Raw genomic sequence first — 24,891 nt, forward strand, 5'->3', positions numbered from 1 at the left:
TTTATTTCTCTATATTTACTAAATAATCTTCTCGTAAATATTTCAATTCATCTACTATATGTAAAATTTTATTATCTCTGTAATAATAAACTGAATCAAATCCTTGTTTTTTCACAACTGAATCTCCTACTCTCAGTCTATCAAATAAATTAGAAAAAACATTTTTTTCATAATTTGAATTTAATGTAATTATCCTTGGTGTTCTAGAACCTACATCTCCAAAATCTTTGTCAATTCTTTTTCTTATAATTACTCCTGAATAAGAAATACTTTTTGCCTCATAATAAATTTTCCTTTTGTAATTAAGTGAGTTAGTTTTAAAATAAGAAGCAATAATAAAAACTATTAAAATAGGCATAAAAGCTAACCATAATTTATTTCTTATTATTATATCTTGCTCTTTTTCAGAACTCATTATTTCTGAATTAACTCTAGCTTTTCAGCAAAGTAATCACAAAAATCGCGCATGGTAGCGCTCATTTTTTCGTCATTCGTAGCTCTTTCAAACGAATTTGCCATAGATACTAAGGTTTGATGAAAAAACTGCTTCATTTCATCTACAGGCATGTCTTTGGTCCATAAATCCATACGCAATGTATCTTTTTGTTTATGATCCCAAACAGACAGCATAATTGCTTTTGATGCCTCATCTTTTATTCCTCCGTCCTCTGCATTCCAAGTAATTTCTTCTGGAATTCTGTTTTCGTCTAATCCTACTTTAAATGTAATCTTTGATGTATGTTTAACCGCCATTATCTTTTTGGTTTGTATCCTGATTTTTTGAAGATTTCCTCTTCACTTGTTTGTAATAATTGATGCAAAGATACGTCATTCTTTTGCATATACGAACGTACTATTTGCCAACCAATCCACTCGCCTATTCTTCCTGGTGATTGGTTGTCTTCTTCCATATAAAACTTAGAAAAAGGTGCCAAATCTAAAAAACGTTTATCAACATCTTTACTGGTACTATACAACAAATCTTTCTCAATAAAATACATCCAAATTTGCTCTTCATTGCTTTTAGCCCAATCTAATTTAGTTTGTGAATATCCTACTTTAATCGCATCTGGAATAGTTGGTAAATAAGCATCTAACAAATACATTTTCTTTCCGCGATAAATAATTTTATCAATAAAACTTCTAGCTGTACTTGGTAACATTTGCTTACCAACAATAGCTTTTGCTACGTCTACCACAATATGTTCTTTGGTATTATTCTGTTTTACATATTCAGGATAATCGTTGTAAAACTCATGTTTTCCTCCTAAATAAGCATCTAAAGAAATTAATAATAAGCTATCGGTATAAACTATTCGATTGTTGTAATCAATATTTGTTAGCATGGTAATTACTTTCGGACTCACAAACTTCGGGTTGTAATATTTTACATGTTTGAATAGTGATGTTAACTCCTCTTTTTCTCTATTGATTTCAGAAAAAACTTTTTGGGTTTCAGCAAACAACTCTTGTTCATCTTTATCATTTATTTTGTTTATCCAAACACTATCGGGTTGAGGAGGAAAGAACATCGGGTATTTTTCTTTTGTTATAGAAAGCTCATTAGGTGTTGTGTTATAAAAATCAACATCAAAACGTTCTATTTCTACATTAGCCTCAATATTCGATACATCTATATTTAACTTATTACTTCCTTCCTTTTTACACGAAAAGCTAACCACAATAAAGGTAAGCAGCGCTAAAATTTTTCTCATGAACTTTAGTATATTTACATTCTAAATTACAACGTCGAAATTACTAAAATAGTTTTTATCCCTTAGTGATTAAGTCTTAAAATATCTCACAAATGAACACTTCTAAAGTTGCAGAACATATCGTAAATTGGTTAAAAGAATACGCTACTAATGCCAAAGTAAATGGCTTTGTTGTAGGAATATCTGGCGGAATTGACAGTGCTGTTACCTCAACTTTATGTGCTAAGACTGGTTTACCAACCTTGTGTGTAGAACTACCAATTCATCAGGCAGAAAGTCAAGTAAACAGAGGAAATGAACATATTAAACAATTACGTGAGCGTTACAGTAATGTGAGTGAAGTGGAAGTAAACTTAACCTCTACTTTTGAAGATTTTAAGACTGTAGTTCCTCAAATTGAATCTTCTCCTAAAGTTGATTTAGCTTTAGCGAATACTCGTGCTCGTTTACGAATGACTACATTATATTATTTTGCTGGATTGCATGGTTTGTTAGTAGCAGGAACAGGAAACAAAGTAGAAGATTTTGGTGTAGGATTCTTCACTAAATATGGTGATGGTGGTGTTGATTTAAGTCCGATTGCTGATTTAGTAAAATCAGAAGTGTATGAATTAGCAAAATACTTAGAAGTGCCTACTTCTATTCAAAAAGCACAACCTACAGATGGTTTATTTGGTGATAGCAGAACCGATGAAGACCAAATTGGAGCTTCATATGACGAACTAGAATGGGCTATGCAAATGCAAAATATTGGAAAAACCATTGATGATTTTTCTGGTAGAGAGTTAGAGGTATATAAAATATACACGCGTCTTAACCGAATTAATCAGCATAAGATGGTTCCAATTCCTATTTGTGAAATCCCTAAAGAGTTAAAGTAAGTTAACAGACATCATTTGACGCTTAATCTTTTGATAAGCACTCTTTTTTTGCCCGTTAGATATATTTAAAGGGAGTATAATAAGCAATCTAAATAACTCTAGTATTCGCAGCAACTTTCTCATTTTTATTTTATTTCTTGTTCTTTTCGCAGGTAAAATTACAAAAAAAATGTTAAAAACTTTAAAACTCTAGATATTTAGCTATTTCTTAATATTAAATAACACGATTTAATTTTTCAAAAAGGCGTTTTTTCAATCCTGTATAATTTGCGATTTCTTCCAGATCAGGAGTAACACTTTGCTCTTGGCTTTCATGCATTATCTCCTTTATTTTTTCTTCAATTAAAACCCTACGCAAGTTTAAAACTGCATCTGTAACCAATTTTGGAAGGACTTTTATTGTTTCTGTTACAAAAACCTCTTTACGCTCCCAATCACTTAAATTATACTTTTCTTCATCCATCAAAATATTAGTTACCAAACTTGATATTTGAGGGTTTTCGTGCATTACCAAATAATCGACACTTATTTTTTCATCTTGATTTAATTGATGAATCAATTCAAAATAAGTTAATTTGAAAACTTCATTGGTAAACTCTATCTCATCTTCTTGTAAATTCAAATACAATTCGTTAGAAACGGTGTTTTGATACTCTTCTTTCTCTAAAAATGGTCGTCCTCTTTCATCTACTGCGTCTACCCAATTGACAAAATCAACAATTTCATTACCATATAGCAACAAAATTCTTATGATTTCTTTTTCTAGAATATTTAGCTGATCAATACTTTGCTGTAACTTCCCTTTTCCTCCTTTAACAAGCCCCATTACAGGTTGCTCTTGTTCATACATATACTCTGGAGGCGGTTGATTTGAATCTGACCTTAAACTACTTTTTTGAGCAGCTACAGCTCCTTTTTTTAATAATTGAGCCAATTCACTAAATAAAACCTGCTCAGAAATATCCATAATACGAGCACACTCTTGTACATAAACCTCTCGTTGAATTCCATCAGGAATTTTAGAGATGCTTGTTACAATATCGCGAATTAAACCTGCTTTTTTCACAGGATCATTCGCCGCTTCTTTCATTAATAAAGAAACTTTAAACTCTATAAAATCTTGAGCTTTTTCAGCTAAATACTGTTTTAAATCGGCATTAGAATGTGCTTTTGCAAAGCTATCTGGGTCTTCGCCTTCCGGAAAAGCAACCACTTTCACATTCATTCCTTGTTCAAGAATTAAATCAATTCCACGAAGTGATGCTCTAATTCCTGCTGCATCTCCATCAAAAAGCACCGTAATATTTTTAGTTAATCGGTTTACCAATCGAATTTGATCGGGAGTTAATGCTGTACCCGATGAAGCTACCACATTTTCAATTCCTGATTGATGAAATGAAATTACATCGGTATATCCTTCTACTAAAAAGCAATTATCTTCTTTAGCTATTTCTTTCTTAGCCTGATATAATCCGTATAAAATTTTACTCTTATGATAAATTTCACTTTCTGGCGAATTCAGGTATTTTGCTGCTTTTTTATCATTGGTAAGAATACGTCCTCCAAAACCTAAAATTCGTCCCGACATACTATGAATAGGAAACATCACACGTCCTTTAAAACGGTCGAATTTTCTATCCTCAGCTCCACCTTCTTTAACAATAGTTAATCCTGTAGATTTTAAATATTTTAAATCGAAACCTTTATCTAGAGCTGCTTTTGTAAAGTTATCCCATTCATCTTTACAATATCCTAAATCAAATTTTTCTATGGTGTCTTCTCTAAATCCTCTTTCTTTAAAATATGACAAACCGATGGCTCTACCATTTTGTGTGTTCATTAACACATCATGAAAATAATCTTTGGCAAATTTTGATACCAAAAACATACTTTCACGTTCATTTACCTGCTGTTTTTGTTCATCAGACTGTTCAGTTTCTTCAATTTCAATATTGTACTTTTCAGCCAACCAACGTATAGCTTCAGGATATGTATAATGTTCGTGCTCCATTAAAAAAGAAATCGCATTTCCTCCTTTACCTGTACTAAAATCTTTCCAAATTTGTTTTACAGGCGACACCATAAAAGATGGGGTGCGTTCATCAGTAAACGGACTTAATCCTTTAAAGCTACTTCCCGCTTTTTTTAACTGCACAAACTCTCCTATCACCTCTTCTACTCGGGCGGTTTCAAAAACTTTATCAATGGTTTGTTGGGTAATCATACACTATAAAATAGAGCTAACAAATATATAGATAAGACAACTCTTCTTAAATTAAATTTGCTAAAAACATATAAATATATAATTTTGACAAAAAATTCCCCCTTATTAATGAAAACAATTATCCCCTTTAGTTTAGCATTACTTTTATCTTACAATACATTTTCTCAAGAAACTATTCGAATTCCAGATATCGGTTTAGAAGAATGTTTGGTTGATTTAAAAATTGACTCTAACGGTTTAAACGGAAGTATTACCATTAGTGATGCTGAATATGTTACTAACTTAAACATTGACAATCCTGTTACAAATAAAGATTTACCTAATGTATATTCTAAAATTAAAAATTTAACCGGTTTAGAGAGCTTTCCTAACTTAAAACGTTTGGATTGTTACGATAATGAGATTACTAAGATAGACTTATCTCAAAGCTCTTCTATAAGTTTTTTAAACTGTACTCAAAATAAAATTGAGCGTTTAGATGTTAGTAAGAACCCTAACTTAACTTATATTAGTTGTGATAGCAACAACATGAGTTCTTTAATTCTTGGCGAAAATTCTAATCTTGAAAGCTTATACGCTAGTTATAACAAATTAACTACGTTAGACGTATCTAACTGTCCTAACCTTATAAACATGGATGTTAGTGGTAACAATATTAAAACCATTGTTGTTAGTGAGGCTCAATTAGCTAACATTCCTGCAGGTTGGTATAAAGACGAAAAAACTACCTATACAACTAGCAGTGGTAAAGTAGTAGATACTATGGTTATAGAACAGAAAAAAAACACTGAAAAAGTTGAAGAAAAGCCTAAAACTATTGAAAAACCTGTAAAAAAATACGCAGAAAGCTTTATACAATTGGTGGTTTCAGAGTATGAAAAAAATGTGTTAGACAAAGCGCATCTTAAAAAGGTTAAAGAAGATTTGATGTACAAATATGACATTAAAGGTGAAGAAATTACCGAATGGATACAACAACATAGTAAACTTCACAAAACAGAATAGTTGCATTTATTAAAAAGCATAAAAAAAGCCATCAAGAATTTGATGGCTTTTTCATTTATATCTTTTTAGCTTATGAAGCTGCTTTTAATTTTTTCAATGCTGATTTAGTTAATTTCGCCTCTGCATATTCTTTGGTTACACTAAATTCTTTTTCGTCAGAACTTGGTATTTCGAACATTGCATCAGTTAAAATTGCTTCACATAAAGAACGTAAACCACGAGCTCCTAACTTGTATTCTACTGCTTTATTTACAATAAATTGTAACGCTTCTTCAGTCATAGAAAACTCAACCTCGTCCATAGCAAACAATTTAGTGTATTGCTTTACTATTGAATTTTTAGGTTCTGTTAAAATAGCTCGTAATGTTTCTGCATCTAGCGGATTCATATAACTCAACACCGGTAAACGACCAATAATTTCTGGTATTAATCCGAAAGATTTTAAATCTAATGGTGTAATGTATTGCAACAAGTTATCTTGATCTATTTTATCCTCTTCAACCGAAGCGCTATATCCTACAGCTTGCATGTTTAAACGCTTGCTAATAATTCTATCAATTCCAGAAAAAGCTCCTCCAGCGATGAATAAAATATCTTTGGTATTTACTTCGATAAACTTTTGTTCTGGGTGCTTTCTTCCTCCTTTAGGAGCTACGTTTACCACTGCTCCTTCCAATAGTTTTAACAATGCTTGTTGCACTCCTTCACCAGAAACATCACGTGTAATAGACGGATTATCACCTTTACGAGCAATCTTATCTATTTCATCAATAAATACAATACCTCTTTCTGCTTTTTCAACGTCATAATCAGCTGCTTGTAACAAACGACTAAGGATGCTCTCAACATCTTCTCCTACATAACCTGCTTGGGTTAAAACAGTAGCATCTACAATAGAAAACGGCACGTTTAACATTTTTGCAATAGTACGCGCTACTAATGTTTTACCTGTACCTGTTTCACCAACTAAAACAATGTTAGACTTTTCAATTTCTACTTCGTCTTCATCTCCTCTAGTTTGCAATAACCTTTTGTAGTGATTGTATACCGCTACAGACATTGCTTTTTTGGTTTCATCTTGACCAATGATATACTCATCTAAAAAAGCTTTAATTTCTTTCGGCTTTTTTAAAGTTAGGTCTTTTGATAAATCACTTGTTTTAAGTTCTGCTATTTCCTCCTCTACAATTCCATGAGCTTGCTCAATACATTTATCACATATATGAGCGTCTAAACCTGCAATTAATAAATCGGTTTCAGGTTTTTTACGACCACAAAAGGAACATTGTAAATTTTCTTCTTTCGACATCTTATCAGCTTATTACTAATAGCCAAAGGCTATTAGTTGTTAATTTATTTTCTAGTTAAAATTTCGTCAACCATTCCGTAAGCTTTCGCTTCATCGGCTTTCATCCAATAATCTCTATCAGAATCTTGGTTTACTTTTTCTACAGTTTGACCTGAGTGTTTTGCGATAATTTCATACAACTCATCTTTTAATTTTAAAATTTCACGAGCTGTAATTTCGATATCAGATGCTTGTCCTTGAGCACCTCCTAACGGTTGGTGAATCATGATACGAGAATGTGGTAACGCTGAACGCTTTCCTTTTTCTCCTGCACACATTAATACTGCACCCATAGAAGCTGCCATACCAGTACAAATAGTTGCTACATCTGGTTTAATAAATTGCATGGTATCATAAATACCTAAACCAGCATACACTCCACCACCTGGAGAGTTAATATAAATTGAAATATCTTTATTAGCATCTACACTTTCTAAGAATAACAACTGTGCTTGAATTATATTAGCTACTTGGTCGTTAATTCCAGTACCTAAAAAGATAATTCTATCCATCATTAAACGAGAAAAAACATCCATTTGAGTAATATTCATCTGGCGCTCTTCCATAATATATGGTGTTAAACTACTTGTAATTTTTCCGTAGTAGTTGCTATTTATTCCGTGGTGCTTTGTTGCGTATTTTTCGAACTCTTTTCCGTAATCCATTTTTAAAATGTTTTTGGGTTATAAAGATGTAAATATAAGAACTATTTCGTTAGTATTTTGTTACAGTTAATGGCTAAAAAAACCTGAATGTACATTCAGGTTTTTATTTATAACATCAGTTGTTAACTGTTACTTGTATACTTCTTTAATGAAATCTTCGTAAGAAACTTCTTTAGTATCAAAGCTCATGTTTTCTTTATAAAAAGCTAATAATTTTTGAGAAATTAATTGCTCTTGTAAACGACGTGCTTCGTCTTGATTTTGTAAGATTCTTCCTGCGATATCTTCTAATTCTTTTTCTTCTGGATTCATGTTTCCAAATTGAGCCATTTGAGCTCTAATAAATCCTTTTGCATAGTCTACTAACTCTGCATAGTCTAATTTGATGTCGTTATCCTTCATAATCTTCCCTTCGATTAATTGGTAACGTAATCCTTTTTCAGACTTGTTGTATTCTTCAACAGCTTGTTCAGCAGTTAATTCTTTTTCTCCTGCAGTTTGTAACCACTTTTGTAAGAATTCAACTGGTAAATCAAACTTTGTGTTATCAACTAAGTTCTCAGTAATTGCGTTTAACAATTGTTGATCTGCTTGTTGTTGGAATTGCTTTTCTGCGTCTTCTTTAATTTTTTCTTTTAATTCAGTTACAGTTTTCACACTCCCATCAGCAAATAACTTATCAAATAACTCTTGATCTAATTCTGCTGGTTCTATCTCAGTAATTTCTTCAATAGTAAATGTTACAGGAATGTCTAAATCGTGAACCTCGTCGTGAGATACACCTAAAGCTCCTTGTAACTTATGCTCGTCTTCAAATAAGTTTTTAGTTTTTAATTCTAAAACATCTCCTACCTTAGCACCTACAAACTTTTTTAAGTTTGTTTTTCCTTTAATATCTTTTACAGAAATTGTAGATTTTTTGTTGATTTCTTTCTCTTCGTTTACGAAAGTACCAGTTACGTTAGTTTCTTCAGTAACTTCGTCTTTTGCAGACATTTTACCGTAACGAGATTGAATATTTTCAACTTCTTTCTCAATCAACTCGTCTGTAGCAACAATGTTATATTGAGTTACTTTGTTTTTTGGTTGTAAGTTTACGTCGAACTCAGGAGCTAATCCTAATTCAAACTCAAAAGAGAATTTATCAGCATCCCAATTGAAATCTTCTTGAACTCTTGGTAATGGATTACCTAAGATATCTAACTTCTCCTCAACTAAGAATTTGTTTAACGACTCTTGTAAAAGCTTGTTTACCTCATCAATCATTACTGATTTTCCGTATTGCTTCTTAACCATTCCCATTGGTACGTGACCTTTTCTAAAACCAGGAATGTTAGCTGTTTTACGGTAATCGTTTAATACTTTTGTTACTTTATCTTGATAATCTTCTGCAACAATATCAACTTTTACAACTGCATTTAATGCATCTACGTTTTCTTTTGTTATATTCATCTTAAAAATCTGTTTCTTAAAAAATCGGGTGCAAAATTACTACTTTATTTATTGATAACCAAGACTTTTAGTTATAAGAATATTATCTTTTTTACCTCCCTTATTTTCTAGTTTTTAATGTTTTAGGTTACTTATTCGTCTCCTTCTTTTAATAGTGAAAACATTAATGATCTGAAAATTGACAGCAATACACTGAACAAGAGCGCTGTAAAAAATCCGCTAACTGCAAATCCTGACACTAATTTATCTGCCAATAATATAATTACTGCATTAATTACAAACAAGAATAACCCTAGTGTAACGATGGTTGCTGGTAGTGTAAAAAACACTAATAACGGACGCACAAATAAGTTTAACAAGGCTATAACTACAGCCACAATTACTGCAGTTGTATAACTTGCCACGGTTACTCCTGGTAAAATATTTGCCAATACAATTACCACTAATGCTGTTAACAATACTTTTAAAAACGTTTTCATTTTTCTTTTTTATTTAATTGGTTATGAATTATAAATTTACTCATTTTCACTGAAACTATTAATTCATAACACTACATATACTTTACCACAACCATACCAAAAACAGAAACCTGCTGTTTTGGCAGGTTTAAAAACTTTGTTTTAATTTTTGAGAGATTTACTTTAAATTCGTTAACCAAATTTTTATTAAAGTAGCTACTACTTTTACTAATTTAATTTTTGCTATGAAAAAGACACTTTTAATTACATTTTTAATCCTCAATCTTACACCTCTCAAAGCAGAGAATGCTTTCACAGCTCAAATCCCTGACCAAATTGAACTTAAAGGAGTTACATACAACCTGAACTCAAACCCGCTTGAGCCATATTTTGACAAGTTTCCTGACAAACGTCCAAAGGGAGGAACAACCTCAACTGCTTTATGGCGTGGATATGTTGCTTGCTTTAAAGTTTTAGACAACCATCTATATGTAACAGATATAAAAATTGAAGTTCCTGATAAAAATTCAAAAAAAAGTTACCCATACAAATGGACTTCTGTTTTCAATCAAGTTTTTCCTAAAAAAGAAAAAGTTAAAATCGATTGGTATACAGGAATTCTAATACTACCTCATGGGAAAATAGTGGATTATGTACATATGGGGTACGCTTCTACCTTCAGCAAATATTTACTCCTTGAAATTGAAAAAGGAAAATTAAATGAGATAAGAAAATATAAGCATAAAGAATTTATTCGATTTAAGAAACGCCAATTCAATGAATTTAAGAAAACTGACAACTATAAAAAACTCTATAAAGAACTTAAAAAAAATGACAGTAACGAAAATTTTATCCAATCATTTATTAGAAACTTTGTAACTGAATACACAACAAAATTTTTAACTAATTAAACTTATTAATTTTGCTCAAAAAACACTTAGCTTCTTACAACATTCTTACTGAAGAAGAAATAGACAACTTTATAAGTTTAGTCAGCTATAAAAAACTTAACAAAGGTGATTTTTTTATTCAAGAAGGAAACACTTGCAAAGAAGTAGCTTTTATTACTTCAGGAATTTTTAGGTCATTTTATCATTCCTCAGACGAAAAAGAAGCTACGTATTGTTTACTATCAGAGAACTCTTTTGTTACTGCTTACTCGTCTTTTATTTCTCAAACAAAAACTAACGAAAACATTCAAGCATTAACCGATGCTGAGCTATATAGCATTACCAAAGAACAATTTGTAGCATTAGAAAACTCAAGCACCAATTGGTTACGTCTTTTTAAAATATTTGCAGAACAAGAATATATAAATCTCGAAAACAGAATTTTTGTTTTACAAAATGAAAGCGCTGAAAACCGTTATAAAAAACTGTTAGAAACGCACCCAAACTACTTAAAAACTATCCCACTACAGTACCTAGCTTCATATTTAGGCATAACACAACGACATTTGAGTCGAATTAGAAAATCAGTTTTTTATTAGACAATTGTCCTTTTTAAGCTTGTAAAACCAACCGTACTTTGCTTCATAATCTTAACTATAGTATGAAGCATATTTTATTAATAAACGGACATCCTGATAAAAATAGTTTTAATCACGCCTTAGCTACCTCCTACAAAAAAGGCGCTTTGGAAACTGACGCTAAAATCGAAGAAATAACTATCACCGACTTAAACTTCAATCCGAACCTTAAATTTGGTTACCGAAAAAGAACTGAACTTGAACCAGATTTAGTAGCCTCTTTGGCTAAAATTAAAAAAGCTGATCATATTGTTTGGGTTTTTCCTATTTGGTGGGCAGGCTACCCTGCAATAATGAAAGGTTTTATTGATAGAGCCTTTTTACCCGGAATTACTTTTCAACCTGTTGAAGGGAAACCTTTTCCTGAAAAGCTTTTAAAAGGTAAAACTTCTCGACTTATTATAACTTCGGACACCCCTGGTTGGTATGATTTTCTTTTTATGAAAAGACCTGCTATTAGACAGTTTAAAAAGGGAACACTAGAGTTCTGTGGCATTAAACCTGTTAAAACTACTTTCTTATCAACAATTAAAAATTCAAGCCCTGAACAACGAAACAAGTGGTTAGAGAAAGTGCATACCTTAGGTAAAAACTTACAATAATTGCACTACAAGCTATATTTTTTAGCTTGTAGTCGTTTTAGAACTTATCTCTTTTTTAAATATTTTTGCTAAAACCTCATACCACATGAATACTAGCAACATTGTCACCTCTATAAAAGTTACTGATTTCGAAAACAACGAAGTTAATTTATTAAAGAAATACTCAAATAAACCTCTCCTTCTTTTGTTTTACAACAATGCTTGTTTAGGATGTACGGGTAGAGCTATACCACTTGCTTATCAATTTAAGCAAGATTACAAGGATATTGAAATTATAGGCATCCATAGTAATTTTACAAGCAACGATGTTTCTAAGGAAGATATTTTAAGCATTTTTACCATCAACGAGCTTCCATTCCCAATTTACATTGATAAAGACCACAAAATGTACGATTTCTTCAATTCGGAAGGAACGCCACAGTGGATATTGTTAACCCCAAAAGGTGAAGTATATCGATCTATTTTTGGATCGCAAGACAATGCACAAAACAGGTTGTACTACGCTTTAGAAAACCTAACTGAACAATAATTATTTAACCAGAAACTGAATAGCTTTTTTATAAAAATCTGTTGGATTTTCAGCATGTAGCCAATGTCCTGCATTAGCTATTGTTTTAATTTCTGAATTTGGAAAATGTGCTTGTATCAAAGGCTCATCTTCTTTTGAGATATACCCTGAGTTTGCTCCTCTTAAAAACAGCGTTTCACCTTCAAAAATTGTAAATGAAGGTAAAGCTACACCTACTTCATTATTATTCTCTGTCAATGATTTTAAGTTGAAACGAAAAGCCAATTCATCTTTTGTTTTTCTGTAAACGTTTTTCAACAAAAACTGACGAATTCCAACTTCTGGAATCAATTCTGCTAATTTTTCATCAACTAGCGTTCGGGAATTTTGCACGTTAAAATCTATCGAGTTTAATGCAGCTAAAATATCGTGGTGATGTGGCGGATACATTCTTGGAGAAATATCGGCAACAATTAATTTGTTTACCAACTCAGGATATTCCGTAGCAAATAACATTACTGTTTTTCCTCCCATAGAATGCCCTAACAAATCTACTTTTTCTAAAGTATGATGCTGAATGTAATTATACAAATCACCTACCATCAACTCATAATCAAAAGCTTCTGTTTGAAAACTACGTCCGTGGTTTCTTTGGTCTATCAAATGCACTTCATAACCGTCTTCAGCAAACTTATTAGCATGCGATTTCCAGTTATCTCCCATACCAAAGTACCCATGTAAAATCAGCAACGGTTTTCCTTCTCCTATTATTTTAGAATGTAATACCTCCATAGTTATTGCAAACGATGTAAATACATGTTTACAACATTTTGTAAACCTAAATACAAACTTTCAGAAATTAAAGCATGTCCGATTGATACTTCTGCTAAATGAGGAATATTTTGCTTAAAAAACTGGATATTACCTAAACTCAAATCGTGTCCTGCATTTACACCTAAACCTAATTCATGTGCTAAAATTGCTGCTTCTGTATATGGTTTCACTCCGTTGGTGTTCCCTTTTTCATATTGAACAGCAAACTCTTCAGTATACAACTCAATTCTGTCGGTTCCTGTTTTCGCTGCAGCTTCAATCAATTTTAAATCTGTATCAATAAAAATAGATGTGCGGATTCCAGCGTTTTTAAACTCAGCAATTACTTCTTGTAAATAAGATTGATGCGCTATCGTGTCCCATCCTGCATTTGATGTAAGTTGGTCTACACTATCTGGAACTAAAGTTACTTGCGTTGGTTTTATTTCTAACACCATTTGTGTAAACTTATCAATAGGATTTCCTTCGATATTATATTCCGTAGTAACCAACGGTTTTAAATCGTAGGCATCTTGATAACGAATATGACGTTCATCAGGTCTTGGATGAATGGTAATTCCTTCAGCTCCGAACTCCTGAATATCGGTTGCTACTTTCAATAAATCTGGCACATTTCCTCCTCTAGAATTACGAAGTGTAGCTATTTTATTAATATTAACACTTAATTTTGTCATGTTGTAAAATTAGACCACAAAGGTAACGCATTCCAACATTTTAAACTATATTCGTAGTAATGAAAATCAATGATTTTATACTAAAAGAGATTAAAGCACTCACATTAAACAGCTCTGTAAAAAGTGCTCAACAAGTGTGTAAAGACTTACCTATAACGCATATTCCAGTAGTTGAAGACGGTAAGTTGATTGGCTGCTTGCCTGAAAGTGACATTCAAACTATTGAAAATAAAAACCGCACGCTTAATGAGTACACCTATATGTTTGATCACTTTTATACAAATGAAAAAGCGACTTTACTTGATTTAATCTCATTGTTTGCGGATAACGACTCTAATTTAATCCCCGTTTTAGATAAAAACTTGAACTATGTTGGCTATTATGAACTAAGTGACATTTTAGATGCTTTTGCCAACAGCCCATTTATACATAACGAAAGTCAAACTCTGATAATAGACAAACCTAAGAGTGACTACTCTATGAGTCAAATAACTCAAATTGTAGAAACTAACAACGGAAAACTTTTAGGAGCATATATTTCTTCTGAAAACATAGACAACATTGAAGTGACCCTTAGAATTGTTTCTGAAGAAATAAATGAAATTATTCAAACATTTCGCCGATACGACTATAACGTTATCACGCAACATGAAGACGACTTTTATCTAGAAGAACTTAAAGACAGAGCTGCCTATTTAAGGAAATATCTAGACATGTAATTTCTAAATAAATATTTTTACAAGTGAAAAAAGTAGCTATTTACGGACAAGCTTATACTACACTAGCAGAAAAAGAAGTTAAAATTCTTTTAGATGTTTTAGAAAAACACAACATCGTTGCCTTTTTTGAGCAACAGTTTTACGATTTATTTATTGAAAACGACTCACTAAACAAAAAGTACCCTACCTACTCACATTTTAATGATTTATCAAACACCTTTGATGTAATGTTCACTATTGGAGGAGATGGTACTATTTTGAGAGCCGTTACCTACATACGTGATTTGAATATACCTATCATGGGGATTAACACTGGACGCTTAGGTTTCCTTGCAACCATTCAAAAAGATCAAATTGAAGAGGCTATTGATTTAGTACTAAAAAAAGAATACACACTTCAAGAACGTTCATTATTACAAATAGAAACATCTCCTGCTACAGAAGATTTTAATGAACTCAACTTTGCATTAAACGAAGTAACGATAGCAAGAAGAAACACTACTTCGATGATAGGAATTAAAACATTCTTAAACCAAGAATATTTAACCAATTATTGGGCAGATGGTTTAATTATAGCAACTCCAACTGGCTCAACAGGATATTCATTAAGTTGCGATGGTCCGGTAATTTTACCAAACTCAAAAAGTTTTGTCATTACTCCTATAGCTCCACATAACTTGAATGCTCGACCGATGGTTATTCCTGATGACACAGAAATACACCTTGAAGTAAGCGCCCGTGAAAAAGATTTTTTAGTCTCATTAGACTCCCGTATCGCAACGGTTTCACAAGAAACTAAGATCAAAATTAAAAAGGCTTCTTTTACCATAAAAAGTATTTTACCTAAAAATCAATCCCATTTAAAAACCTTACGTGGAAAACTTTTATGGGGGGAAGACACAAGAAATGAAGGCTTATAACTTATACAATTACAATAAATTCACAAAAAAAAAGTTAATCAAAAAGACGGATTATTAACTTTTTAAAGCAAATTCAATTCCCTATATTTGCACGCTATTTTACAATGAGAGGACTTATTTTATCAATATTATTTGTTTGTTTAGTTGCACCTTTACAATCACAAATTCATGAAATCGGAATATTTGCCGGTGGTTCTAATTATGTGGGAGATATAGGAAGCACAAACTACATACACCCGAATAAATTCGCTGGTGGTCTTATTTATAAGTACAATTTAAACCCTCGAATTGCATTAAGGGGCACCTACACTTACATCCCTGTTTCTGGAGATGATGCCGATGCTAGCAATCCTTATCGTCAAAACAGAGGCTTCAGCTTTTCTAATAACGTACATGAATTTGCTGCTGGTGTAGAATTTAACTTTTTCGATTACAATATTAGTGATTACAGAACCACTTTTACCCCTTATATTTTGGCCGAGATCGCCGCTTTTAACTATAAAAGTCCAGGTTCTCAAACCTCAAACAACACTATTTCTTTAAAAAATAAATTCTCGTATACTTTACCTTTAGGTATCGGTTTAAAAGGACGATTAGCAGACAACTTTGCTATTGCTTTTGAAGCGGGTATACGTTTTACATTTGAAGATGACTTAGATTACACAACAGATAAAATAAACTCATTAGATTTTGGAGGTAATGGAAATGACTGGTATACTTTTTCAGGAATTTCTATTGTTTACACCTTCGGAAGACCACCTTGTTTCGGTGGAATAGCGGAATAACTATGAAAGAAAAACTACAGCGCATTGATTTACAAAACATACCAAACCACATTGCTATTATTATGGATGGTAATGGTAGATGGGCTAAAAGTAAAGGAATGCAACGTGTTTTTGGTCATCGAAACGCATTAACAGCCATTAGAGAAACTGCAGATACAGCTTCAGAACTAGGAGTGAAATACTTAACTCTTTATGCTTTTTCTACTGAAAATTGGAATCGTCCAAAATTAGAAGTCGATGCTTTAATGAGCTTGTTAGTTACTACCTTAAAAAAAGAGCTTCCTGAGTTTCAACGTAAAAACGTAAAAATAAATGCTATTGGTAATTTAACTAGCTTACCTAAAAATGCTCAAAAAGTATTAGCTAATGTTATCGATTCAACAAAAAACAATACTAAAATTACATTAACCTTTGCTTTAAGCTATGGATCGAGGGAAGAAATTGTTAACGCAATCAAAAACATAACCAAAAAAGTTGTTAATAACGAGATAGAAATCGAAAAAATTAACGATAAAATTATAAATAATCATTTATATACGTTTAATTTGCCCGATGTTGATTTAATGATACGTACAAGTGGGGAACAAAGAATCAGTAATTATTTACTTTGGCAAATAGCATATGCCGAATTACATTTTACTGATGTGCTATGGCCTGATTATAGAAAAGAGCACCTTTACGACGCTATACTTGATTATCAAAACAGAGAAAGAAGATTCGGAAAAACCAGTGAACAGATTGAAACCAATGAATAAATATTCGTATTTACTAGTATTTTTTATCACCTTTTTAACGGTGAGTACTCAAGCACAAGACATAACTCCTAAAGATAGCACTGCTACTAATATTGTTTCCTATGAAAAAGGAAAAGAGTATTTTTTGGGAGGCATAACTGTAACTGGTTTACAAAAATTCAGCGAGCAAACTGTAAGAATCTATACAGGTTTAAACGAAGGTCAAACCATCAAACTACCAGGAGATAAACTTACTAGTGCTATCAAAAAGCTATATGAAAGTAAACAATTTAGTGAAGTAGATGTCTACTTATCTAAACGTGATGGTGAGACGGTTTATCTTCAATTCGATGTAACAGAATTACCTCAATTAACCGATATCACGATTACTGGTGTAAAAAAAGCACAAGTTAAAGAGATAAAAAAAGAAACTGAATTAAAAAAAGGTACAATGGTTACCGACAACCTTATTGTAACTACTCGAAATTTCATTAAGAAAAAGTATACAGACAAAGGTTTCCTGAAAACAAAAGTTTCTCTAGATACTAAAAGAGATACTTCTGATGTAAACACTGTTAGTATGTCTGTTTTTATTGACAAAGGAGACCGAATAAAGATTAAAAACATCAATTTTTCTGGAAATAAGGCAATGTCTGACGCTGCATTACGTAAAGCGATGAAAAACACTAAACGTAAACTTTTAGGACGTTTTTGGAAAGCATCCAAATATATACTAGACGATTATAAAGCAGACCTAGAGAGTATCCTTGAAAAATATAGCGAGAATGGGTATCGAGACGCTCGTATCTTATCAGACAAAGTTATATGGAATGATGATAACACAATTAATATTGATATTGATTTAGAAGAAGGTCGTCAATATAGATTTGACGAAATTCTTTTCATAGGAAACAAAAAATATACTGACGAACAATTAAGTCGTTTACTACGAATTGAAAAAGGAGATATATACAATGGAAAAGTATTGAAAGAACGAATTTCTGGTGACGGCACTCCCAATTCTCAAGATATTCAAACCTTATACCACAACAATGGATATTTATTTTCCCAAATAAACGCCATTGAAACCAAAGTTAAAAATGATTCAATTACTGTTGAAGTTCGTATTAGAGAAGATGATCCAGCTACAATTAAAAGAGTAACTGTAACAGGTAATGAAAAAACAAATGATCATGTAATTTTCAGAGAATTACGTGTAAAACCAGGAGATTTATTTAGTCGTGAAAACATTATCCGTTCTATTCGAGAAATAGGACAGTTAGGATTCTTCGACACCAACGTAAGTCCTGATGTAAAACCTGATTACCAAAATAAAACAGCTGATATCGAATTCTCTGTAGTTGAAAAAGGAGGAAGTCAAATTGAGCTTCAAGGTGGATATGGTGGAGGTTCATTCATCGGTACTTTAGGTCTTTCTTTTAACAACTTTTCTTTTAGAAATATCTTTAATAAAGAAGCTTACAAACCTTTACCTATGGGAGATGGACAAAGTTTATCTCTACGTTTACAAGCTAGTAGAACATACAATACCTATAGCTTCTCTTTTACAGAGCCTTGGTTAGGAGGTAAAACACCTCAATCATTATCATTCTCTGTATATTTATCAAACCAATATCGCTTTGATTATACTACGTATGATGTAAATAAAGATGAAAGTTTAAGTATTATTGGGGCTTCTATTGGTTTAGGAAAACGCTTAAAGTGGCCCGATGACTACTTCTCTCTTTCTCAAAACATTAGTTTCCAAAGAATTGAATTACAAAATTATGGTTATCGTGTAGGATCTTCAAATGATGTACTAAGTGAAGGGGATTTAAACAACTTAGCCTACAGTGTTGCCTTAAGTCGTAACTCTGCTGGTCCTAGTTTAATTTTTCCAACTTATGGTTCTGAATTTACTTTACGTGCTAAAGCTACTTTTCCTTATTCTTTAGTTAATGGAAAAGATTATACTGAACCAGAAAACCCTACATTAGACCAAAGACAAGCATACCTAGCTGATAAATATAAATGGTTAGAGTACTACAAAATTTCTGCTAAAGGAAAATGGTATACTTCTTTAGCTAACAAACTAGTTTTAATGTCTAACTTCGAAATGGGATACTTAGGAAAGTATAATGATAAATTGGGTTTAACTCCTGTTGAAAGATATTTTGTTGGAGGTGATGGTATTGCACAAGGTCAATTAGATGGACGTGAAACTATTGGATTAAGAGGTTACGAAAACAACCGTATTTCTTCTTTAGATGGTGGTTCAATTTACAACAAATTCCAATTAGAGTTACGTTATTCTATTACAGATAAACCTTCGGCATCTATTTATACTTTAGGTTTTTTAGAAGCAGGTAATTCTTATGACAATTTTAGTACTTTTAATCCGTTTAAATTAAAACGTTCTGCTGGTGTAGGTGTTCGTATATTTATGCCTGCTTTCGGACTATTAGGTATCGATTTTGCTCATGGTTTCGACCCATTACCTGGACAAACTAAAAAAGCAGGATGGGATACGCATTTTATAATCGGAAGACAGTTCTAAAACCGCACATTTGTAATGTGTCTAGGTTTTGGCACGGTTTTTTCTAAACACATTATACAAGATGAAAAAAAGTATTTTATCAATCGTTCTTTTACTTATTGCAAGTATAACTGTTGCCCAGAAAAATCAACGTATTGCATATATTGACATGGAATATATTCTTCAGAACATTCCAGAATATCTAGACGCACAAAATGCATTAGATGCTAAAGTAGAAAAGTGGAAAACAAAGTTAGATAAAGAAGCCCGTGCCATTGAAGTTTTAAAAACAGATCTCTCTAACGAAAAAGCAATTCTAACAAAAGAATTGATAGAAGAGCGTGAAGAAGATATAACCATTAAACAAGAGTCTTTACGAAGGTTAGAATCTTTATATTTTGGCCCTAATGGAGACATGTACAACTTAAGAAAACAACTAGTTAAGCCTGTACAAGATCAAGTATATAATGCTGTACAAACAATAGCTTCTCGTAAACAATATGATTTTGTTTTCGACAAATCAAGCGAATTGGTTATGTTGTATTCCAACAAAAAACACGATATTAGCGACCTTGTTGTACAAATGATTAGTATTGATCAGAAAAGACAAGCTAAAAAAGATAAAATTGAAGCTAAAAAAGAATTGCTTAAAAATGATAATTTAAGTGATGAACAAAAAGAAAGATTACAACAACGAGAAGATTTACGAAAAAAGAAAGAAGAAGATAGACTAGCTAAAATTAAACTAATAGAAGAAAAAAGACAGCAACGTCTAAAAGAAAGGGCTGATAAGAGAAAATTATTACAAGAAAAAAGAGCTGCATTATTGAAAGCTCAAGAAGAAGCAAAAAAGAAAAAGGAGCAAGAAGCAGAGGAAAACAAATAAATCAAGAATAAAGAACATTAATTAAATTAAAACAAAGATGAAACATTTAAAAACGTTATTATTAGTTGCAATTTTTACGATTGGATTAGGTGGTGTGGCAAATGCACAAAAAACTGCACATATTAATACAGATAAATTATTAGCTGAAATGCCTGCAACTAAAGCTATGAAGGCAGAGTTGGAAAAGCTAAACAAGACATGCCGTGACGACATTGAAGCTATGTATAAAAAACTAGAAGCTAAAATGAAGAAATATGAAGCTGAAGGTAAAAGTCAAACACAAGAAGTAAATCAAAAGAGAGCTGTTGAAGTTCAACAAGACAGACTAAAAATTAGTCAAGCAGAACAAGCAGCTGGTCAAGAAATGCAAAAAAAATACCAGGAAAAAACTATTCCAATCTTACAAAAAGCTGAAGATGCTATTAAAGCTGTGGCTGCTGAAAAAGGAATTATTTATGTTTTTGATGCTGCACCAGGTAAAGGTTTAATCGTTTACGAAAAAGGAGAAGACATTTACGATGCGGTAAAAGCTAAATTAGGTTTTTAAGAAACCACATATATTTTATAAAAAAATCCTGCTGAAAACAGCAGGATTTTTATTTTTGTTATACTATGAATAGCACACAAAAACCTATTGGTATTTTTGACTCAGGTATAGGAGGCACTTCTATTTGGAAAGAGATTTATCAACTCTTACCGAATGAAAATACTATATACCTTTCTGACAGTAAGAATGCTCCTTACGGTCAAAAGTCAACACAAGAAATCATTGACTTATCCATTAAAAACACTGAATTCTTAATAAACAAAGGAGCTAAAATTATTGTGGTCGCTTGTAATACTGCTACAACTAATGCTATTCAATATTTAAGAACCAATTATGATATTCCTTTTATTGGTATAGAACCTGCCATTAAACCTGCATCTTTAAAAACAAAAACAGGCACTGTAGGTATATTAGCTACAAAAGGAACATTAAATAGTGCTTTGTTTGAGAAAACCACTTCTAACATCAGCGATGAAATTACTATTATAGAACAAGTTGGTGAAGGTTTAGTTGAGTTGATTGAAAATGGCAAAATGGAATCCGATGAAATGACTTTTTTGCTAGAAAAGTACATTAATCCTATGTTAGAAAAAAAATGTGACTACATTGTTTTAGGATGTACTCATTACCCTTATTTACTTCCTCAAATACAAAAAATCACTGGTGATGGTATCCAAATTATAGATTCTGGTGAAGCTGTAGCTAAACAGGTTAAAAATGTACTTTCTCTACAAAACCTTGTAAATAATAGCACTAATCAGTCATCAAATATATTCTACATTAATAAAGACAAATCTGTTTTAGAAAATATCCTTAAAGATTACAAAAACAGTAAAATTGACTATTTAGATTTTTAATACGTAAAACTTCCGTTGATATTAGGACAAGCAGCCGCTCTTCTTTTTGTACAGAAAAGATTTACTCCTAAAGACAACTGGTGAAATCCTCCATTCGAAAACACTATATCTCCTGTTTGTTGCGTATATGTATAAGCAAACATCCAGTTTTTATAATTCACACCTGCAATAGGTGTTATGTATTGAGAATTTCCAAAAATACTACTATCAAAACTTCTTCTATAAGATAACGCTGCCCACAATTGCATGTTCTCAAGAATTTTATATACCTTAAAGTTTATATCTCCTATTTTCTCTTGAGTTTGCTCTTTATATTGAAACATGAAAGACGGTTCAAATTGTAGCTTTTCTCTATCTCCAAAGAAATAGCCTCCTCCTAAAATATAATTTCTAAGATTTGGTGATTCAAAATTTGAATTCAAGTTATTTTTTGCTGATAAAAAGATATTTTTTATGGTAAAATAAGATGATAATCCATTTTTATGATATGCCATACCAAAATCGGCATTAAAATAAAAATCACTTTCAATTACCTGATTAACCGCAGGGTCATTTATAAAAGTTCGTTGATCTCTTTCATTTTGAACTACAGAAAACGATAAACCAAATGATAACTGATTAAACAAATTTTCATTCCCCATATCTATATGATAGGCATAGGTACCTTGAATTCCTTTTTGTGAATGATATCCATTTTTATCGTTAAAAAGGATGACACCTAAACCCGTATTAGAATATTCTCCGAGTTTAGTATGGAAACTTGCTGTTTGTAACGAAGGAGCATCATCAACACCTAACCACTGTTGGCGAGCTGTTAATCGGATTTTACCACAATCGCCAATACCTGCAGCTGCAGGATGTAATAAATACACATTATCTGATAAATAATCTGCATAAATGGGTAATGTTTCTTGTGCAGATAATTTTGTTATGATGAACAATAATAAAAATAACGAATAGGTATTTCTTTTTCTCATTAATTTTGAGTGGATTAAATAGCTGTCAAATATAATCAACAGTATTTTAAAATTTGATGAAATTTTGTTTTCTTACTATGATATACAACAAACTAACTACTAAAAACCCGAAGTTTTTCTGTATTTTGATGGGCTTATTGTCTTTATTTCTTTAAACTTTCTATTAAAGTTGGACAAATTATTAAATCCACATTGGTAAGCTATTTCACTTATAGCTAATTTATTTTCAGATATTAATAACTTACACGCATTTTCAATACGCAATTCATTTAGAAAAGTAAAATAGGTTTTGTTTGTCCGTTGCTTAAAATATCGACAAAATGCATTAGGAGTCATATTAGCTTTTTCAGAGATTTCGTATAAATCGATATTTTTATTAAAATGATTTATGGTAAAATCCATAATATCTCGCATGCGTTTCCCTTCATTATCAGTATATTTTTTAGGATAAATAAAGCTTGCTAAGTCTTTGGTTTCAGCATCAATAATTATTTTTAAAATTTGAAGTAAACCTATAAAACGTTCAAGATTGGTAGCCTTTTGTAGGCTCAAAAATAAATTGATTACTTCTTCCTTGTGTGTCAAAAGCTTAAATCCTGTTACCGATTTTTCAAAAAAAGGAATTAACTCTATAAAATCATCTAACTGAAAAAAATCCTTTCCAAAAGAATCTTTCGTAAAAAACAATGAAATCATAAAAGACTCTTCTATTTTTGAAGCATCACTTTTAAAAACATGTGGTAAATTACTTCCCATCACTAAAACATCTCCAGACACATATTTATTAATAGTATCACCTACAATTAAAGTCCCTTCTCCTTTAACTATAACACACAATTGTATTTCTTCATGCTGATGTAATTTATCATAAAAATATTGCTCATGATCTTCCTGATAAATTAATCCAATGTTATGAGTTTTGGGTATTTTAAATGGTAAAACTTTCATTAATAATTTTCTTATTCACCATTAAAAATATGCAAATACTATTAAATTAACACAATTAAACCACTATAATGGTTAATATAGTATCATTATAAGATAATTTGAAGTTAAAAGACACTTCTTTCTACTTATAACTTTGCAATAAAAAAACAATATTACAATGAGTATAAATTGGAAGGGTGTAATGCCAGCAGTAACTACAAAGTTTACAAATGATGATACTTTAGACTTAAAGATGTTTGAAGTGAACATAAAAGCACAACTTAATGCTGGTGTACATGGAATAGTATTAGGTGGTACTTTAGGAGAAGCTAGTACATTATCTGATGATGAAAAAAGAACACTAACAAGAACTACGGTTCAGTTAGTTAACAACCATGTTCCTGTATTAATAAACATAGCAGAACAAACAACTAAAGGAGCTATTGAAGCCGCCCAAAAGGCTGAAGAAGGCGGAGCCAAGGGGTTAATGATGCTCCCTCCTATGCGGTATAAATCTGGTGATAGAGAAACTGTTGAATATTTCAAAGCAGTAGCAAAAAACACATCACTTCCAATTATGGTGTATAACAATCCTGTTGACTATAAAATTGAAGTTACACTAGATATGTTTGAAGAATTATTAAAATGTGATAATATTGAAGCTGTAAAAGAATCTACCCGAGATATTTCTAACGTAACAAGAATTAAAAACCGTTTTGGAAATCGTTTAAAAATAATGACAGGTGTTGACACTTTAGCTTTAGAAAGCCTATTAATGGGAGCTGATGGATGGATTGCTGGTTTAGTTTGTGCTTTTCCTAAAGAAACTGTTGCTATTTACGAATTACAAAAAGCAGGACGCATACAAGAAGCTTTAGAAATTTATCGCTGGTTTTTACCGTTGTTAGAATTAGATATAAACCCTAAATTAGTACAAAACATTAAACTAGCAGAAGTAGCTACAGGTATAGGTACTGAAAATGTACGAGCACCAAGGCTACCTTTAATTGGTGAAGAGCGTAAACACGTTTTAAGCGTAATAGAAACAGGTTTAAAAAACAGACCAACATTACCTGATTATAAATCGTTAGCTATTTAAATCTTCATCA

27 protein-coding genes are annotated in these 24,891 nt (G+C 31.7%); 15 read left to right on the top strand and 12 right to left on the bottom strand.

Annotated features, from left to right (window positions below; genetic code table 11):
* Position 1 precedes the first annotated feature (1 nt).
* From ACKTSU_RS11830 to gldB, 3 genes are read right to left on the bottom strand one after another with little or no spacing between them, the layout of a single operon-like run.
* A complete protein-coding gene (locus ACKTSU_RS11830) occupies positions 2–415 on the bottom strand; it encodes a hypothetical protein (RefSeq protein WP_408036591.1) in 414 nt (137 codons plus the stop codon).
* Positions 415–753 (bottom strand): gliding motility protein GldC, encoded by a 339-nt coding sequence (gldC, locus tag ACKTSU_RS11835; protein WP_299001378.1) that lies wholly within the window; start codon positions 751–753, stop codon positions 415–417. The genes ACKTSU_RS11830 and gldC overlap by 1 nt, the downstream gene beginning before the upstream one ends.
* Positions 753–1,715, bottom strand: coding sequence for a gliding motility lipoprotein GldB (gene gldB, locus ACKTSU_RS11840; protein WP_408036593.1), 963 nt, complete (start codon positions 1,713–1,715; stop codon positions 753–755). The genes gldC and gldB overlap by 1 nt, the downstream gene beginning before the upstream one ends.
* A 92-nt stretch (positions 1,716–1,807) precedes the next feature.
* Between gldB and nadE the strand changes: the two genes are divergently transcribed.
* Positions 1,808–2,596 carry an NAD(+) synthase gene (gene nadE / locus ACKTSU_RS11845; protein WP_408036595.1) on the top strand — a complete coding sequence of 263 codons (789 nt, stop codon included), beginning with the start codon at positions 1,808–1,810 and terminating at the stop codon, positions 2,594–2,596.
* 214 nt (positions 2,597–2,810) lie between these two features.
* Here the strand turns inward: nadE and dnaG are convergent, their stop codons facing one another.
* On the bottom strand, positions 2,811–4,820 hold the full coding sequence (gene dnaG / locus ACKTSU_RS11850) for a DNA primase (RefSeq protein ID WP_408036597.1): 2,010 nt from the start codon (positions 4,818–4,820) through the stop codon (positions 2,811–2,813).
* Between the two features lie 108 nt (positions 4,821–4,928).
* Between dnaG and ACKTSU_RS11855 the strand changes: the two genes are divergently transcribed.
* Positions 4,929–5,825: a leucine-rich repeat domain-containing protein gene (locus ACKTSU_RS11855; protein WP_408036599.1), complete on the top strand. Its 897-nt coding sequence runs from the start codon at positions 4,929–4,931 to the stop codon at positions 5,823–5,825.
* A gap of 70 nt (positions 5,826–5,895) precedes the next feature.
* On the opposite strand, the gene clpX is transcribed toward ACKTSU_RS11855, so the two are convergent.
* The 4 genes from clpX to ACKTSU_RS11875 form a co-directional block, all read right to left on the bottom strand.
* Positions 5,896–7,134, bottom strand: coding sequence for an ATP-dependent Clp protease ATP-binding subunit ClpX (gene clpX, locus ACKTSU_RS11860; protein WP_408036601.1), 1,239 nt, complete (start codon positions 7,132–7,134; stop codon positions 5,896–5,898).
* A 44-nt stretch (positions 7,135–7,178) separates the two neighbouring features.
* Positions 7,179–7,838: an ATP-dependent Clp endopeptidase proteolytic subunit ClpP gene (clpP, locus tag ACKTSU_RS11865; RefSeq protein WP_408036603.1), complete on the bottom strand. Its 660-nt coding sequence runs from the start codon at positions 7,836–7,838 to the stop codon at positions 7,179–7,181.
* Between the two features lie 129 nt (positions 7,839–7,967).
* On the bottom strand, positions 7,968–9,290 hold the full coding sequence (gene tig, locus ACKTSU_RS11870; protein WP_408036605.1) for a trigger factor: 1,323 nt from the start codon (positions 9,288–9,290) through the stop codon (positions 7,968–7,970).
* Positions 9,291–9,421: 131 nt separating this feature from the next.
* Positions 9,422–9,769 carry a phage holin family protein gene (locus tag ACKTSU_RS11875; RefSeq protein ID WP_028892378.1) on the bottom strand — a complete coding sequence of 116 codons (348 nt, stop codon included), beginning with the start codon at positions 9,767–9,769 and terminating at the stop codon, positions 9,422–9,424.
* Positions 9,770–9,993: 224 nt separating this feature from the next.
* Here ACKTSU_RS11875 and ACKTSU_RS11880 point away from each other — a divergent pair, with 224 nt between their 5' ends.
* From ACKTSU_RS11880 to ACKTSU_RS11895, 4 genes are all read left to right on the top strand, one after another.
* Complete coding sequence (locus tag ACKTSU_RS11880) at positions 9,994–10,659, top strand: hypothetical protein (RefSeq protein ID WP_408036607.1); 666 nt, start codon at positions 9,994–9,996, stop codon at positions 10,657–10,659.
* Positions 10,660–10,670: 11 nt separating this feature from the next.
* Positions 10,671–11,237 (top strand): Crp/Fnr family transcriptional regulator, encoded by a 567-nt coding sequence (locus tag ACKTSU_RS11885; RefSeq protein WP_408036609.1) that lies wholly within the window; start codon positions 10,671–10,673, stop codon positions 11,235–11,237.
* A gap of 62 nt (positions 11,238–11,299) precedes the next feature.
* Complete coding sequence (locus ACKTSU_RS11890) at positions 11,300–11,878, top strand: NAD(P)H-dependent oxidoreductase (RefSeq protein ID WP_408036611.1); 579 nt, start codon at positions 11,300–11,302, stop codon at positions 11,876–11,878.
* 85 nt (positions 11,879–11,963) lie between these two features.
* Positions 11,964–12,407 carry a TlpA family protein disulfide reductase gene (locus ACKTSU_RS11895; protein ID WP_408036613.1) on the top strand — a complete coding sequence of 148 codons (444 nt, stop codon included), beginning with the start codon at positions 11,964–11,966 and terminating at the stop codon, positions 12,405–12,407.
* On the opposite strand, the gene ACKTSU_RS11900 is transcribed toward ACKTSU_RS11895, so the two are convergent.
* Both ACKTSU_RS11900 and ACKTSU_RS11905 read right to left on the bottom strand, forming a co-directional pair.
* Positions 12,408–13,178, bottom strand: coding sequence for an alpha/beta fold hydrolase (locus ACKTSU_RS11900; RefSeq protein WP_408036615.1), 771 nt, complete (start codon positions 13,176–13,178; stop codon positions 12,408–12,410).
* 2 nt (positions 13,179–13,180) lie between these two features.
* A complete protein-coding gene (locus tag ACKTSU_RS11905; RefSeq protein ID WP_408036617.1) occupies positions 13,181–13,894 on the bottom strand; it encodes a pyridoxine 5'-phosphate synthase in 714 nt (237 codons plus the stop codon).
* Between the two features lie 59 nt (positions 13,895–13,953).
* On the opposite strand from ACKTSU_RS11905, the gene ACKTSU_RS11910 reads away from it, so the two are divergent.
* From ACKTSU_RS11910 to murI, 8 genes are all read left to right on the top strand, one after another.
* The gene (locus tag ACKTSU_RS11910; RefSeq protein WP_408036619.1) at positions 13,954–14,613 is read left to right on the top strand and encodes a CBS domain-containing protein; all 660 of its coding nucleotides are present in this window, start codon (positions 13,954–13,956) and stop codon (positions 14,611–14,613) included.
* A 23-nt stretch (positions 14,614–14,636) separates the two neighbouring features.
* The gene (locus tag ACKTSU_RS11915) at positions 14,637–15,533 is read left to right on the top strand and encodes an NAD kinase (RefSeq protein WP_408036621.1); all 897 of its coding nucleotides are present in this window, start codon (positions 14,637–14,639) and stop codon (positions 15,531–15,533) included.
* Between the two features lie 104 nt (positions 15,534–15,637).
* Positions 15,638–16,318, top strand: coding sequence for a type IX secretion system protein PorG (gene porG, locus ACKTSU_RS11920; RefSeq protein ID WP_408036623.1), 681 nt, complete (start codon positions 15,638–15,640; stop codon positions 16,316–16,318).
* A 2-nt stretch (positions 16,319–16,320) separates the two neighbouring features.
* Positions 16,321–17,073 carry an isoprenyl transferase gene (locus tag ACKTSU_RS11925; RefSeq protein WP_408036625.1) on the top strand — a complete coding sequence of 251 codons (753 nt, stop codon included), beginning with the start codon at positions 16,321–16,323 and terminating at the stop codon, positions 17,071–17,073.
* Entirely contained in the window at positions 17,066–19,609 is a 2,544-nt protein-coding gene (gene bamA, locus ACKTSU_RS11930) for an outer membrane protein assembly factor BamA (RefSeq protein WP_408036627.1), read from the top strand. Before ACKTSU_RS11925 ends, bamA begins: the two co-directional genes overlap by 8 nt.
* A 61-nt stretch (positions 19,610–19,670) precedes the next feature.
* The gene (locus ACKTSU_RS11935) at positions 19,671–20,474 is read left to right on the top strand and encodes an OmpH family outer membrane protein (RefSeq protein WP_408036629.1); all 804 of its coding nucleotides are present in this window, start codon (positions 19,671–19,673) and stop codon (positions 20,472–20,474) included.
* 37 nt (positions 20,475–20,511) lie between these two features.
* Complete coding sequence (locus tag ACKTSU_RS11940) at positions 20,512–21,021, top strand: OmpH family outer membrane protein (RefSeq protein ID WP_408036631.1); 510 nt, start codon at positions 20,512–20,514, stop codon at positions 21,019–21,021.
* Positions 21,022–21,086: 65 nt separating this feature from the next.
* Complete coding sequence (murI, locus tag ACKTSU_RS11945; protein ID WP_408036633.1) at positions 21,087–21,878, top strand: glutamate racemase; 792 nt, start codon at positions 21,087–21,089, stop codon at positions 21,876–21,878.
* On the opposite strand, the gene ACKTSU_RS11950 is transcribed toward murI, so the two are convergent.
* Complete coding sequence (locus ACKTSU_RS11950) at positions 21,875–22,855, bottom strand: PorP/SprF family type IX secretion system membrane protein (protein WP_408036635.1); 981 nt, start codon at positions 22,853–22,855, stop codon at positions 21,875–21,877. The genes murI and ACKTSU_RS11950 overlap by 4 nt on opposite strands.
* A 99-nt stretch (positions 22,856–22,954) precedes the next feature.
* Positions 22,955–23,803, bottom strand: a complete 849-nt coding sequence (locus ACKTSU_RS11955) for an AraC family transcriptional regulator (RefSeq protein WP_408036637.1) — start codon at positions 23,801–23,803, stop codon at positions 22,955–22,957.
* A gap of 157 nt (positions 23,804–23,960) precedes the next feature.
* Here ACKTSU_RS11955 and ACKTSU_RS11960 point away from each other — a divergent pair, with 157 nt between their 5' ends.
* Positions 23,961–24,881, top strand: coding sequence for a dihydrodipicolinate synthase family protein (locus tag ACKTSU_RS11960; RefSeq protein WP_408036639.1), 921 nt, complete (start codon positions 23,961–23,963; stop codon positions 24,879–24,881).
* The last annotated feature ends 10 nt before the right edge of the window (positions 24,882–24,891 follow it).

The organism is Tenacibaculum aestuarii, from assembly GCF_964510395.1.
In the GTDB taxonomy this organism is placed as follows: Bacteria; Bacteroidota; Bacteroidia; order Flavobacteriales; family Flavobacteriaceae; genus Polaribacter; species Polaribacter aestuarii.